General features: G+C 32.8%; 14 protein-coding genes. 5 read left to right on the forward strand and 9 right to left on the reverse strand.

Features of this window, described 5'->3' with window-relative positions; genetic code table 11:
• Nucleotides 1-92 precede the first annotated feature (92 nt).
• The 3 genes from JJ842_02435 (at nucleotide 93) to JJ842_02445 (ending at nucleotide 4,006) form a co-directional block, all read left to right on the forward strand.
• Nucleotides 93-1,349 (forward strand): ferredoxin:protochlorophyllide reductase (ATP-dependent) subunit N, encoded by a 1,257-nt coding sequence (locus JJ842_02435; GenBank protein ID MBO6970772.1) that lies wholly within the window; start codon nucleotides 93-95, stop codon nucleotides 1,347-1,349.
• A 6-nt stretch (nucleotides 1,350-1,355) separates the two neighbouring features.
• A complete protein-coding gene (locus JJ842_02440) occupies nucleotides 1,356-2,927 on the forward strand; it encodes a ferredoxin:protochlorophyllide reductase (ATP-dependent) subunit B (GenBank protein MBO6970773.1) in 1,572 nt (523 codons plus the stop codon).
• Nucleotides 2,928-3,118: 191 nt separating this feature from the next.
• Nucleotides 3,119-4,006 carry a ferredoxin:protochlorophyllide reductase (ATP-dependent) iron-sulfur ATP-binding protein gene (locus JJ842_02445; GenBank protein ID MBO6970774.1) on the forward strand — a complete coding sequence of 296 codons (888 nt, stop codon included), beginning with the start codon at nucleotides 3,119-3,121 and terminating at the stop codon, nucleotides 4,004-4,006.
• A 6-nt stretch (nucleotides 4,007-4,012) separates the two neighbouring features.
• On the opposite strand, the gene JJ842_02450 is transcribed toward JJ842_02445, so the two are convergent.
• The 3 genes from JJ842_02450 to JJ842_02460 all read right to left on the reverse strand — a co-directional run bounded on the left by JJ842_02450 (nucleotide 4,013) and on the right by JJ842_02460 (nucleotide 5,606).
• Nucleotides 4,013-5,017: a protochlorophyllide reductase gene (locus JJ842_02450; protein ID MBO6970775.1), complete on the reverse strand. Its 1,005-nt coding sequence runs from the start codon at nucleotides 5,015-5,017 to the stop codon at nucleotides 4,013-4,015.
• A gap of 54 nt (nucleotides 5,018-5,071) precedes the next feature.
• Nucleotides 5,072-5,419, reverse strand: a complete 348-nt coding sequence (locus JJ842_02455; protein MBO6970776.1) for a hypothetical protein — start codon at nucleotides 5,417-5,419, stop codon at nucleotides 5,072-5,074.
• 82 nt (nucleotides 5,420-5,501) lie between these two features.
• Nucleotides 5,502-5,606, reverse strand: coding sequence for a photosystem I reaction center subunit XII (locus tag JJ842_02460; GenBank protein ID MBO6970777.1), 105 nt, complete (start codon nucleotides 5,604-5,606; stop codon nucleotides 5,502-5,504).
• Between the two features lie 100 nt (nucleotides 5,607-5,706).
• On the opposite strand from JJ842_02460, the gene JJ842_02465 reads away from it, so the two are divergent.
• Nucleotides 5,707-6,462: a protein ligase gene (locus JJ842_02465; protein ID MBO6970778.1), complete on the forward strand. Its 756-nt coding sequence runs from the start codon at nucleotides 5,707-5,709 to the stop codon at nucleotides 6,460-6,462.
• Here JJ842_02465 and JJ842_02470 read toward each other — a convergent pair.
• Nucleotides 6,459-7,682: a site-2 protease family protein gene (locus JJ842_02470; protein ID MBO6970779.1), complete on the reverse strand. Its 1,224-nt coding sequence runs from the start codon at nucleotides 7,680-7,682 to the stop codon at nucleotides 6,459-6,461. The two genes, JJ842_02465 and JJ842_02470, sit on opposite strands and share 4 nt — an antisense overlap.
• A 55-nt stretch (nucleotides 7,683-7,737) precedes the next feature.
• Between JJ842_02470 and JJ842_02475 the strand changes: the two genes are divergently transcribed.
• Nucleotides 7,738-8,394: a phosphoribosylanthranilate isomerase gene (locus JJ842_02475; GenBank protein MBO6970780.1), complete on the forward strand. Its 657-nt coding sequence runs from the start codon at nucleotides 7,738-7,740 to the stop codon at nucleotides 8,392-8,394.
• Here the strand turns inward: JJ842_02475 and JJ842_02480 are convergent.
• The 5 genes from JJ842_02480 to JJ842_02500 all read right to left on the reverse strand — a co-directional run bounded on the left by JJ842_02480 (nucleotide 8,391) and on the right by JJ842_02500 (nucleotide 12,882).
• Complete coding sequence (locus tag JJ842_02480; protein ID MBO6970781.1) at nucleotides 8,391-9,131, reverse strand: GTP cyclohydrolase I; 741 nt, start codon at nucleotides 9,129-9,131, stop codon at nucleotides 8,391-8,393. The two genes, JJ842_02475 and JJ842_02480, sit on opposite strands and share 4 nt — an antisense overlap.
• A 153-nt stretch (nucleotides 9,132-9,284) precedes the next feature.
• Nucleotides 9,285-10,019, reverse strand: coding sequence for an SDR family oxidoreductase (locus JJ842_02485; protein MBO6970782.1), 735 nt, complete (start codon nucleotides 10,017-10,019; stop codon nucleotides 9,285-9,287).
• Nucleotides 9,994-11,001, reverse strand: coding sequence for an acetyl-CoA carboxylase carboxyltransferase subunit alpha (locus JJ842_02490; GenBank protein ID MBO6970783.1), 1,008 nt, complete (start codon nucleotides 10,999-11,001; stop codon nucleotides 9,994-9,996). Before JJ842_02490 ends, JJ842_02485 begins: the two co-directional genes overlap by 26 nt.
• Before the next feature lie 3 nt (nucleotides 11,002-11,004).
• Nucleotides 11,005-12,045: a long-chain acyl-[acyl-carrier-protein] reductase gene (locus JJ842_02495; GenBank protein MBO6970784.1), complete on the reverse strand. Its 1,041-nt coding sequence runs from the start codon at nucleotides 12,043-12,045 to the stop codon at nucleotides 11,005-11,007.
• A gap of 108 nt (nucleotides 12,046-12,153) precedes the next feature.
• Nucleotides 12,154-12,882, reverse strand: a complete 729-nt coding sequence (locus tag JJ842_02500; GenBank protein MBO6970785.1) for an aldehyde oxygenase (deformylating) — start codon at nucleotides 12,880-12,882, stop codon at nucleotides 12,154-12,156.
• Between the last annotated feature and the right edge of the window lie 111 nt (nucleotides 12,883-12,993).

A 12,993-nucleotide genomic window follows, 5' to 3' on the forward strand; every position in this document is an offset into this window, starting at 1 on the left:
AAATGTGTTCATTTTGTAAGAGAACTTATTAATTACTTTCTTAAATTAAAAATTGTATGCAAGCTTGAACTATAAGCTCTTGAAAATTTTTAATGAGTAAAGTTGAATTTAACAAGGAAACTGGACCCAGGGAAGTTTTTTGTGGGTTAACTTCAATAGTTTGGCTCCACAGAAGAATGCCTGATGCATTTTTTCTAGTTGTAGGCTCAAGGACATGTGCTCATTTAATTCAAAGCGCTGCTGGAGTTATGATTTTTGCTGAGCCAAGATTTGGGACAGCTATTCTTGAAGAAAAAGATCTTGCTGGTCTTGCTGACGCTCATGAAGAATTAGATCGAGTAGTAAATGATCTTATTGCGAGAAGACCAGAAATAAAAACTCTTTTTCTAGTTGGATCTTGTCCAAGTGAGGTAATTAAATTAGATCTTGCCACTGTCGCAGAGAAATTAAATAAAAGATTTTTAGGTCAAGTGAGATTCGTTAATTACTCTGGCAGTGGGATAGAAACAACTTTTACCCAAGGTGAGGATGGTGCCTTAAAAGCTTTAATTCCATTAATGGAGTCATCAAATGAGGAGAAATTATTATTAGTTGGGACTCTTGCAAATAATGTAGAGGATAGGTTTAAAAAGATTTTTAAAAATTTAGGAATTTCAAATATTGAGAGCTTCCCACCCCGTCAATCAACAGAATTACCAAAGATTGGCAAAAATACAAAAGTTTTATTAACTCAGCCTTATTTAAGTGATACCGTTCGAGACCTAAAACATCGTGGTTGTGAAATAATTTCGGCTCCATTTCCTCTTGGTATCGAAGGCAGTACTGAATGGTTTTTAGCTGCAGCGAAAGCTTTCAAAATTAATGAACTTAAAGTTCATGAAATTATTTCGCCTTTAATTGATAGAGCAAAACTTGCTCTTGAATCTCACAAAGAAATACTTAAGGGGAAAAGATTATTTCTTCTTCCTGAATCGCAACTGGAGATATCTTTGGCAAGATTTTTGCATAATGAATGCGAAATGGATCTTATAGAGGTGGGCACTCCTTACCTAAATAAAGATTTAATGAAAGAGGAGATTAATTTATTACCTGATAATACAAAAATTGTCGAAGGACAACATGTAGAAAAACAATTAGATCGAGTAAGGGAATCTAATCCAGACTTAGTAGTTTGTGGAATGGGTTTAGCTAACCCACTGGAGGCTGAAGGAATTAGTACTAAGTGGTCCATAGAAATGGTATTCAGTCCAATTCATGGAATTGATCAAGCCGCAGACTTAGCAGGTCTCTTCTCTAAACCTTTAAGAAGGAATCAAATATTAACTACAAAAACTCTAGTAACTCATTAAAAGAATATGGAATTAACTCTATGGACATATGAAGGACCGCCACATGTTGGTGCGATGAGAATTGCCTCTTCAATGAAAGATATTCATTATGTTCTTCATGCCCCTCAAGGAGATACATATGCAGATCTTCTTTTTACAATGATTGAAAGGAGGGGGCAAAGACCTCCTGTAACTTATACAACTTTCCAAGCTAGAGACCTTGGAGGCGATACAGCTGAATTAGTAAAGAAAAATATTAAGGAAGCTGTCGAACGATTTAAACCCAAAACTCTTTTAGTTGGAGAAAGTTGTACTGCAGAATTAATCCAAGACCAGCCTGGGGCTCTTGCAAAAGGAATGGGGTTTGATATGCCAATTGTTAATCTTGAATTACCTGCCTATAGCAAGAAAGAAAATTGGGGAGCTTCAGAAACTTTTTATCAATTAACAAGAACTCTTTTGAAAGAGAAAGTAAGTTCTTCAGAAAAAATAAGTCCTCTAAGATGGAAGGAGTTAGGTCGCAGACCAAAAGTCAATATACTGGGCCCTTCACTACTGGGATTTAGATGCAGAGATGATGTAATTGAAATCCAACGCATACTTTCAGAGCAAGGAATAGATACAAACGTAGTTGCTCCATTAGGTGCTAGCCCAGATGATATTGAGAGACTAATTGATGCTGAAATAAATATTTGTCTTTATCCAGAAATTGCGGAAGCATCATGCGAATGGCTTAAACGGAACTTTGGAATGGAATATACAAACACTATTCCAATTGGAATAAAAAATACAATTGAATTTATAAATGAAGTTCATAACAAGTTGAACCTCCCCTTGACTAATAAAGAAGAATTAGAAAATAAATCAAAACTTCCTTGGTACTCAAAATCAGTTGACTCTAATTACTTAACTGGCAAAAGGGTTTTTATTTTTGGTGATGGAACACATGCAATCGCGGCTGCAAAAATTGCCAAAGAGGAATTAGGTTTCGAAGTAGTTGGTCTTGGTACATACAGTAGGGAAATGGCAAGACAGGTAAGAGCAACTGCAAAAGATCTAAACTTAGAAGCTTTAATTACTAATAATTATTTAGAAGTAGAAGATGCAATGAAAAAAGCCGCACCTGAACTAGTTTTAGGGACTCAAATGGAAAGGCATAGCGCCAAGAGACTTGGCATTCCATGTTCAGTAATAAGTACACCAATGCATGTTCAAGATGTTCCTGCAAGGTATAGTCCACAAATGGGATGGGAAGGAGCAAATGTGATTTTTGATGATTGGGTACATCCCTTAATGATGGGATTAGAAGAGCATCTTATCGATATGTTTAAACATGACTTTGAGTTTGTCGACGGTCATCAAAGCCATTTAGGACATACAGCGACAAACACAAAGGACATTTTAAATTCTGACGAAAAAAAAGAGAATAATCCTAAAGAGGGCATTATTTGGACTGAATCAGGTAGAGCTGAATTAACAAAAGTTCCATTTTTTGTAAGAGGTAAAGTTAAAACAAATACTGAAAAATACGCAATCTTGAGAGGAATTCCAGAGATAAACGATGAAACTCTTTACGATGCCAAAGCATATTTTAGTTAATTTTTTACTAATAAATTTTAATTAAGTCATGAGTATTTTCACTCATAACTTGATAAATTAAATCCAAAAAATGTAGTTATAAGAACATATTTCCCGCTTTTAATACAATTAAATACATATTTGTTTAGAAACATATTTCATGTGTATTTACGCTGCAAGAATATAAATAATAATGTGTTTTAAAGCTTTAAATGACAAGTACTATAAACAAACCTCTTGATGGGGAAGGGAGTGTTCAAGTAAAGCAAGATCCTAAAATAAATATCGAAGAAGGGGCTTTAGTTATTGCCGTATACGGAAAGGGCGGCATCGGGAAATCAACTACATCATCAAACCTATCTGCAGCATTCTCAAAATTAGGGAAAAAAGTTCTACAAATTGGATGTGATCCAAAGCACGATAGCACTTTCACTTTGACTCACAAGATGGTACCTACAGTTATCGATATTCTCGAAGAGGTAGATTTTCATAGCGAAGAATTAAGGCCAAACGATTTCATGTTTGAAGGCTTTAATGGCGTAATGTGTGTTGAAAGTGGAGGCCCTCCTGCTGGGACAGGGTGCGGGGGATATGTAACCGGTCAGACTGTTAAACTATTAAAAGAACATCATTTATTAGAAGATACTGACGTTGTTATTTTTGATGTCCTAGGAGATGTCGTTTGCGGAGGATTTGCTGCTCCATTGCAACATGCAAATTATTGTCTAATTGTTACTGCTAATGATTTCGATTCAATATTCGCTATGAATAGAATTGTTTCAGCAATTAAAGCAAAAGCTAAAAATTATAAAGTCAGATTAGGTGGGGTAGTCGCAAATAGATCAAAAGACACAGATCAAATTGATAAATTTAATGAAAGAACAGGTTTAAAAACTATGGCCCACTTTAAAGATGTCGACGCCATAAGAAGATCAAGGCTAAAAAAATGCACAATTTTTGAAATGGAACCAACTGAAGATGTTATTGAGGTTCAAAATGAATATTTATCACTTGCCAAAAATATGCTTGAAAACGTAGAACCTTTAGAAGGTAACCCACTTAAAGATAGAGAAATTTTTGATTTATTAGGATTTGATTAGTCTGAGTTAATCTAATCCAACCAATTGGCTTGTTAAATCAAAAGTTTGTTGAGAGGTCTTCGAATCAATTATTCTTTTTGACAATTTTTGAGAAAAAGCTTTTCTGCCAGTTTTCTGACGATTTCCCCAGCTCCAATGGACTGATGGTTTAGCAAATTCTTTATAAGTTGCCACTTGAGCAACCCTCTCTCCTGCCAGTCTTTGTGAAACATATCCTTTTGTTATAAATTTTTGAAATATCGGGAAAAGGAATCTAAATAACCAAGGTGTATCTCTAAAAAGTTTTGTATCAGCAACACATCCAGGATATAGAGAATTTACAATAATCTTCTCTGCAGGATATCTTTTTGATAATTCCTGAACGGTCACCATATTGCAAAGTTTACTATCCTTATAAGCCTTACCAGGTTTAAATTTCTTTCCATTAGCCATACTTATGGGAGATAAAAAACCATTTTTGAAACCTGCTAAATCTCCCAAATCAGCTGGTGCAGGGATGGGGATCCTTCCTCCTAGTTCTGAATAATTAGCAGTAACAGTCCCTAATACTGTAATTCTTGGCTTGAATACAGTTGATTTGCCATTTAAAACAATTTCTCTTTCAGAAGATAAAATATTTTCCATAAGTAGGTTTATCATGAGAAAATGCCCAAAATGATTTACTGCCATAGAGTTTTCAAACCCTTGAGCAGACCTTTCAGGTCTCTTTAGTCGCGGTTTATAAACTGCTGCATTACAAATAAGAGAATTTATTGGTTTATTAAATTTTTCTAATATTTCATCGCAACCTTTTCTCACATCCTCCAAGTTAGAAAGATCTATTTCTATAAAGTGAACATGTTTAACTTCCTCTTTTGTCAAGAATTCATCAGCTATTTTTATAGCTCGTTTATTTGATCGATTAACAGCAATAACCTCCCATCCAAACCTTAAAAGAGGTTTTAGCGTATTTAATCCAACTCCTGAAGTTGTTCCTGTTATTAGGACTAAACCCTTAATGTTCTTACTCACTAGCAAAAAAGTTAATTGAAAAATGAAAAGTATGATGATTCAAGATCATCCTTATCAACGCCATATTACTCTGATAATGTCCCTAGAAATTATTTGATCCTGATCCTTCATAAATCTTTGCTCACCTTCAGCAGAAAGTAAATCATCAAACCTGCTTGTTAAATCATTAAATCGATATTTTTCGTATAAAAATGAGTCTTGAATTTCCCTAAGTCTGGTTAATCTAACCTTCGAACTATAACCAAGTTTAACTAAGCTTATAATTGCTAAAAGTGAAAAGCAAAATTTTAAAATCAAAAAAACTAAAGATACAAAATGTTCCTGTTTCTGTTGCTTTTCTAAAAATGCAGAACAAAGATATTTTTTGTAAAAATTACTTTTTTTATAGAAAGATTTTGACAATTTTAATTATTGGTAAATTGCTGAATAAGTAAATTCAGACTATTCATATTATTACCTAAAAAAATTTATTTTCTAATAAATTTTAGTTTCTACCTAAACTAATGCCTAACCTAAGTGCTAAGACTCCAGCATGCATAACCACTATTAGACTTAGTGCAATTAAATTTATTGTTTGAGTTGGCTCCATAGTAAAAAAATATTTTCTATATTCTCCACCCAAAAGAGAAAAATTTAAACACTATTACAAAATGATGTTACGTAATTAATAAATTGTAAGAAAAAATTTTTTGAAAATTATTATAAAAAGACCTGCAAAATTAATTTTGGGGAAAGAAAATCAAGCTTTAATTTTTTCGACAAATAATTTACCTGGATTTAATCAAATGGCTTTTGATTTAAATTCTTTGGATAAGACTATTTCGAACCCTGAAATAATTCTTACATTGAGGTTCTATTATTGGACTGGAGATTGGCTTTCAATTGGCTATCACCAAAAGGAAATTCCTAATCATTGGAAAAAATTATTATCAAATGGGGAAATTAACATTGTTAGACGTCCCACTGGAGGGGGAGCTGTTTTGCATTCAGGGGGCATAACATATGCAATAACATTTAAAAAAACTTACTATAAAATCCTTAGTTATGAAATGGTTAATAATTGGTTAATAAAGAGTTTCAGAAAATTAGGTCTCAACTTACAAAATGGTAATTTACCAAAATCACCCATTAAAACAAATTGTTTTGGGACTTCATTAATTTCTGATTTAGTTGATCAAGATGGCTTCAAGAGGATAGGAAGTGCACAATATCGTAAAAAAGGTGCATTTCTTCAACATGGAGAAATCCAAACAAATCCTTCTCAAGATTTGTGGTTCAAACTATTTAAAGAAGAAGCCCCACCGAAATTTAATTTAGGATTAACCAATGATGAAATAGTGGAACATTTAAGAAATTCATTCCTAGAGAATAAATCAAATCTAAGGATCAATAATGTTTTCCTAGATAATAAAGATATTGAAAAATTTCATAAGGCTAATTTTTAAAGATCCCCTCTCTGCTTCATTGAATTGACTATTCTTGGTAAATCAATACCTAATGGATACTGATTTTTGTTAATTAATTTATTAAAAATCTCTGAAGGTAAATTAAAACCTAATTTGTTCAATATGTGATTTCCAATTTTAGACCTATCAATTATTCCTAAAGGAATATCTGCTGCATTTAGTACTAATATAAAACCTTCACTTGTTTCTTCTATTATTTCTATAGTTCTCCATAATTTGTTAGTAATATATATGTTTGCAAAACTTTTTATTGGTTTCTTGAAGTCTCCAACTAAGGTCCTTTCCCATTTTTTTATCGAAACAGATTTTAAGATATCTTCATCTACAAAACCTATCCATCTGCCATTATTTACGACAAACAAATATTTGTCGGTTGCATCCTTTTTATTTTTTATTAATGTATTAAATTTTAAAAAATTAGAATCGGACTCAATTTTTCTCAATGGCTTTAATTTCAGGTCTGAAACCTTATCAAATTTAAGTATGTTTTCAATTTTAAAAAATTGACTTTCTGATTTTGAAGAATTAACTCCAAATAAACCTAAAAAAGAAAGAATAAAACCATAGTAAAAATTAAATCGAACTAAGCAAACTATTCCAAATATCAAAACTAAAAAAGATAAAGATAAATTAACTTTATTTAGAAAATTTCTTCCCTTATTTTTACTCCCTGAAAAATGCCAAATAATACTTTTTAATAAATTCCCTCCATCTAAAGAACCAATTGGAATCAAATTTAAGAAGCCTAAGAATAAATTAAATATACCTACTCTTGAAATTACATTAACTGCTATTTGTTCCTGAGATGCACTGTTATTACTAATTAAAAGTAAGATAGATGCTGTAGCAAAACATAAAAGAGGTCTTACAATTGCAATTTTTATATTACCTAAAGCAGTTTGACAATACTTATCTATTTGTAAAATTGCTCCTAAAAAATAAAAAGTAATTTTTTTTATTTTTACACCCTGATTAAGTGAAACAAAAGTATGAAAAACCTCGTGAAAAATAATTGAAGATAATAAGAAAAAAGAAGTTAAAAACCCTATAATCCAAGCTTCTTTATTATCATAAATATCGCCAGAAGATAAATTGACCTGATTACTTATACTCCATGAGAATAAAAAGAGAATAACAAACCAATAGGGATGCACTTTAAAGGGAATTCCCCATATTTTAAAAATTTGCCAACTTCTCAAAAATAATCTCCGCTATATTTAGCAATAATATTAATCTTACATGCAGGATAATGATATGCCCAAGACTAATCCTTTAGTTAAAATTTGTGGACTAACTTCTGAAGAACAAGCTCTTCAAGTCGCTAAATTAGGAGCGAATGCTATTGGCATTATTTCTGTTGAAGAGTCGCCAAGGTATGTATCAGCTGAAATTAAGAAAAAAATATTTAAAACCCTAGAAAACTTTTATCCAAAAATCGATAGAGTAAATGTTGTGCAAAATTGTCCTATAGATTTAATTATCAAAAACTTCTTAGGCAACCCAAGTGAAACTATCATTCAATTACATGGAGATGAAGATATTGATTATTGTAAAGAAATAAGGAAAAAAATTCCCTATATTGGCCTATGGAAGGCTTTCAGAATAAAAACGGAAAAGGACATAGATAAAATAAAACCTTTTGAAGATTTTGTAGATGCGATACTACTTGATTCTTGGAATAAAGAAACTTATGGAGGTTCAGGTAAAAAAATAAATTCTATTTATTTAAAGAATTTGCAATTTAGCAAACCATGGTTGTTAGCAGGTGGAATATCAATCGAATGGATTGATGAAATCCTTACTGACTTCAAACCAGATGGCCTGGATATTTCAAGTAGTATTGAAATATCTCCAGGTTTAAAAGATATAAAAAAAACAGAGGATCTCTTTAAGTTGTTAAAAAGATTTTAGTAATTATTAGTAGCGGACTGCTGTTTTACAAGCTCAAAAAATTCTTGTTTTAAACTTAAATCGTGTCTAAAATCGCCTCTCACAACAGAATTAATCATGCTTGTATTTGGTTCTTTGACTCCCCTCCACTTCATACAATAATGTTGGGCCTTTACAATAATTCCTAAACCTTTGGGTTCGCAAAGTTTTTCAATTTCATCTGCAAGGATCATTACAGCTTCTTCCTGAATATGAGGTCTTGAAAAAACCCAGTCAGCAACTCTCGCAAATTTTGAAAGTCCTATGACTTTATTTCCAGGTTTAATACCAATCCAACACTCTCCTAGAATTGGTACTAAGTGATGTGAACATGCAGATCTGACAGAAATTGGACCGACTGTATAAATTTCATCAAGATTCTTGTCATTAGGAAAACTTGTAACTTTAGGTTGTTCATGATATCTGCCTTTAAAAACTTCGTTTAGATACATTTTTGAAACTCTCTCAGCAGTTTCTTGAGTATTATGATCATTCTCAACATCAATTACGAGGGACTTTAGTAGGTCTTTAACTCTTGAGGCTACTTCTTTTTCTAAAATTTCTAATTCACCAGGATTTATAAAATCAGAAATATTATCGTTTGCACTAAATCTTGTACCAGAATTCTTAATTCTGTCTCTTATAATTTCAGAAATTAGTTTATTAGTAATCTGGTCGTCAAAGTTTCTAATATTATCGTTGGGTAATGTAGAGGTCATAAAATTCTAAACAGAAAATTGTATGCAACTTAATTAACTGTATCTTCCAAAAGCTTAATTGCTCATATACTATATCACATTCTCTTGTTCAATCGGGTTCTAGTAGTACTAAAAAAAATCACTGTTTTAAGATTAATTAGATAAACAAAATGTTTAAAAGGCTCCGCCAGAAGGCATCAAAGTCAAGTCTTCGATCAATTGAGATTGAGGTTTATTAGCCATGTAGAGAATAGTTTCTGATACCTCTTTTGAGGAGAGCATAGAAGTTCTATCAAAATCAGAATTGATTGATTCGGAGTCCCAAAGAGGAGTATTGACTGAACCAAGAGTTATTGTGCAAGCTCTTATTGAATTAGATCTCTCCTCCTCCCTCAAGCATTTAGTAAACATAGCTAATGCAGATTTTGAAACACAATAAGCTCCCCATTGGGGGAATGCATTATACGAAGCATGACTACTAACATTAATAACTAAACCGCCATTTTTTCTCATTTGAGGAATTATTGAACTACAAATTTGAAAAACACTTGTCAGGTTTATTTGAATAGTTTGTTCCCATTGACCTAATTCCATTTCGACTAAAGGGCTATTAAATGCGCAACCGGCATTATTTATCAATACTGAAGGGCATCCATATTTCTCAATTGCCTCTTTAACACAATGCTCTATTTCTAGGGGATTAGATAAATCACACTTTACAAGGTTAATTTTTGATTTAGTGGTCAACAGTTCGCTTTTTAGTTTCTCCATTAAATGCATATTCCTGGAGAGTAAAATTAAATCCCAGCCAGCATTAGCAAAAGTAATTGCGGTAGATTTACCAATACCTTTCGTAGCACCAGTTATAAAAGCTAGTTTCAAGTTATTCAGTTTTTTGAGGGATTTCACTATAAATCTCTTCAATATTATTTGCTTCGATAAATTTACCTAAAACCCTGAACTTTTTGTATCTTTCCTCAATTAATTGGTCTTCAGGCATTTGAAGTAGAGCATTCAGGTGTTTCTCAATAGCCTCTTTTAGTGTATTACCAGCATCTAAAGGAGCCCAATTATTCCCACCAGAGGGTTCTGGTAAAACCTCATCTATAATACCTAATTTAAGTAAATCTTTGCCTGTAATTTTAAGTGCTGATGCCGCTTCTGGTGCCTTCGCAGCATCTCTCCACAAAATTGATGCACATGCTTCTGGACTAGCAACCGTGTAAACACTGTGTTCAAACATTAGTAACCTATCGGCAACACCTATTCCAAGTGCGCCACCTGAACCTCCTTCTCCAATAACGGTAGCAACAATTGGAACTTTCAATCCAAACATCTCTCGAAGGTTTCTGGCAATTGCTTCACCTTGACCTTGTTCTTCAGCTTTTAAACCAGCATAAGCTCCAGGAGTATCAATAAATGTAAGAATTGGCAAAGCGAATCTATTTGCATGCTGCATTAATCTAAGAGCTTTTCTGTAACCTCCTGGTTTTGCCATTCCAAAGTTTCTTACTACATTTTCTTTTGTATCCCTTCCTTTTTGATGACCTAACATCAATACTGGTCTATTATTTATCGAACCTATCCCCCCAATTAATGCCATATCATCGCCACCATTTCTGTCTCCATGTAATTCGATCCAGTCATCACAAAACATTTGAACAAAGTCCAAAGTACTTGGTCTTTGAGGATGTCTAGCTACCTGAATCTTTTGAGCAGGGGTGAGAGATTTAAATATTTCTTCTCTTCTTCTAGCAGCCAAGGTTTCAAGCTGTAGAAGCTGTTGACTAACATCTACCTCTGAATCTCGAGCTAATTCTTTAATTTGCTCTATCTGCTTCTCAAGTTCAACAAGAGGCTTTTCAAAATCAAGAAGGTAACGTTTAGCCATGATTTAGACAGTTAATACTTTAGGCTGCTTATCAAGTCCAATGGCGGAAAAACCATGCTTTAAAGAAGCTGCTCCAATAAATTCCATCTTTTCAAGGGAAATGTTATTTCTTCCCCAACTAAAGTTTGTATGACACTTTTCAAATTCTAAAATCATAGCTTCTGCAAAGCAAGCAAACATCTCTCGCTGAGGGTTTTGCATTTCCGCAAGTTCCATCATATTCCAACCAATATCATTGAAAAACTCTACTATACCTCCTTTTAAAACATAAATATTTTCACCCTGAAATTTCTCATCAAGATTTTTGGGGTATCCGCCATCAATCATTAAACATGGTTTTTTTAAGTTGTCAGTATCAATTTCAATAGTTTTAGGCATACTTGCAACCCACACAACAATGTCCGCCTGAGGCAATGCCTCATCCAAACTTGTTATGGTGCCACCATCTAATTCTTTTTGTAACAGCAAAAGAGGTTCTTGTTGTCTTGCTACCATAAGAAGTTCTGAAATTCCAGTTTTATTGATAAGCCACCTACAAACAGCGCTACCAATATCACCTGTAGCACCAATTACAGCGACAGTTGCTTTTTTAAGGTCTATCCCGATGCGAGGAGCATTTATTTCTAGTTGCTTACAAATAACCCAGGCGGTATGAGTATTGCCAGTAGTAAACCTTTCCCACTCTAATGAAGTATTTCTAATTTGTTTATGCTGTAAAAGATTAAAATTCTCAAAAATAATAGAAGTAAATCCTCCTAAAGCAGTAATATTAATTCCTTTTTTCTGAGCTAGTTCCATAGCATTTAGTACTTTTCTTCTAGCGGTTTTAAACCTAGAAAGCATTTCAGGAACAAAGCACGAATCTATATAAGAACCTTCAATAGATATTCCAGTTGCACTCTTAACTTCTACATTTTCAACAAGCTGAGGAGGAGCAGTACACCAAACATCCAAGTCACCATCAGCAATATGATCAAAGCCTAGCATCGAAGCTTTTCTTTTTGCATCTTCAAAACTGGTTGAGTGGCCTATTAACCCAAACATTTAAAATTTATAAATGGTTTCTATACAATGTTATGAACAATAGCACAGAGGTAACTACTTAAATAGGTTTGATTAATTATTAAAAGCCTTAATTAATTAGAAATGTTATTAGACGATGGCTGCCATAGCCATTCTTGCAATTTCTCTATTATCTAGACCTATTTCCATCAATGTATCTTGATAAGCAATCATAAATTCTTCCATTAATTCTTCTCTGTCCATAGCTAAAACTGATGCGTCATCTGCTACTTCGTCTAACATCTTTTTAATTAACGGAAGATTAACCTTATTAGCTTCCATTAATTCCTCTTTACAAGTTGATAGATTCTCTTTGAGCCATTCTTGACCGTAATTTAAATGAAGATATTCATCTTTAACCACTCCCTCTGTTATTTTTTTTGCGAAAGGATCCGCAACTCTTATGTAGACGTTATAAGCAGAAATTGCGAATGCTTCAATTAAGATGGCTTGTATTAAAAGACATGTTGTTAAATTTCCTTTTTCAAGAGCAACTTGAAAATTACCATGTAATTTAGAAAAGAATTTTTTAGCAAAATCCATATCAGCTACTACACCTAAATTTCTTCCACATGCAGTGAAGCCTTTTTTATGCTTCATTTCCATTCTCGCCAATTTAGTTAATTCCTCTAACTCATTTGGAATTAAAGTTGCTATTGAAATGTAATTATCATGAGCCTCTTGCTCTCCCTCTATAACAATTGCATTTATTCTGCTGTATGCATCCTTATAGGAATCTGTAGTGAAGTCGGGTAAATCTAAAGAAATCGGATTAATCGATTCTTCAATAGTTTTTTTATTTGATTCTAGAGTTTGCATGTCAGTAATCTTTAGCTCATTATGCATGAATATTACACGATTATAGAAAGTTTATTTAAATATCATGAAAATAGTTTCAATTGTTAAGTCACATTTTTTACTTAAACTTGT

Origin of the sequence: Prochlorococcus marinus CUG1433 (genome assembly GCA_017644425.1) — a bacterium.
Lineage (GTDB): Bacteria > Cyanobacteriota > Cyanobacteriia > PCC-6307 > Cyanobiaceae > Prochlorococcus_A > Prochlorococcus_A marinus_U.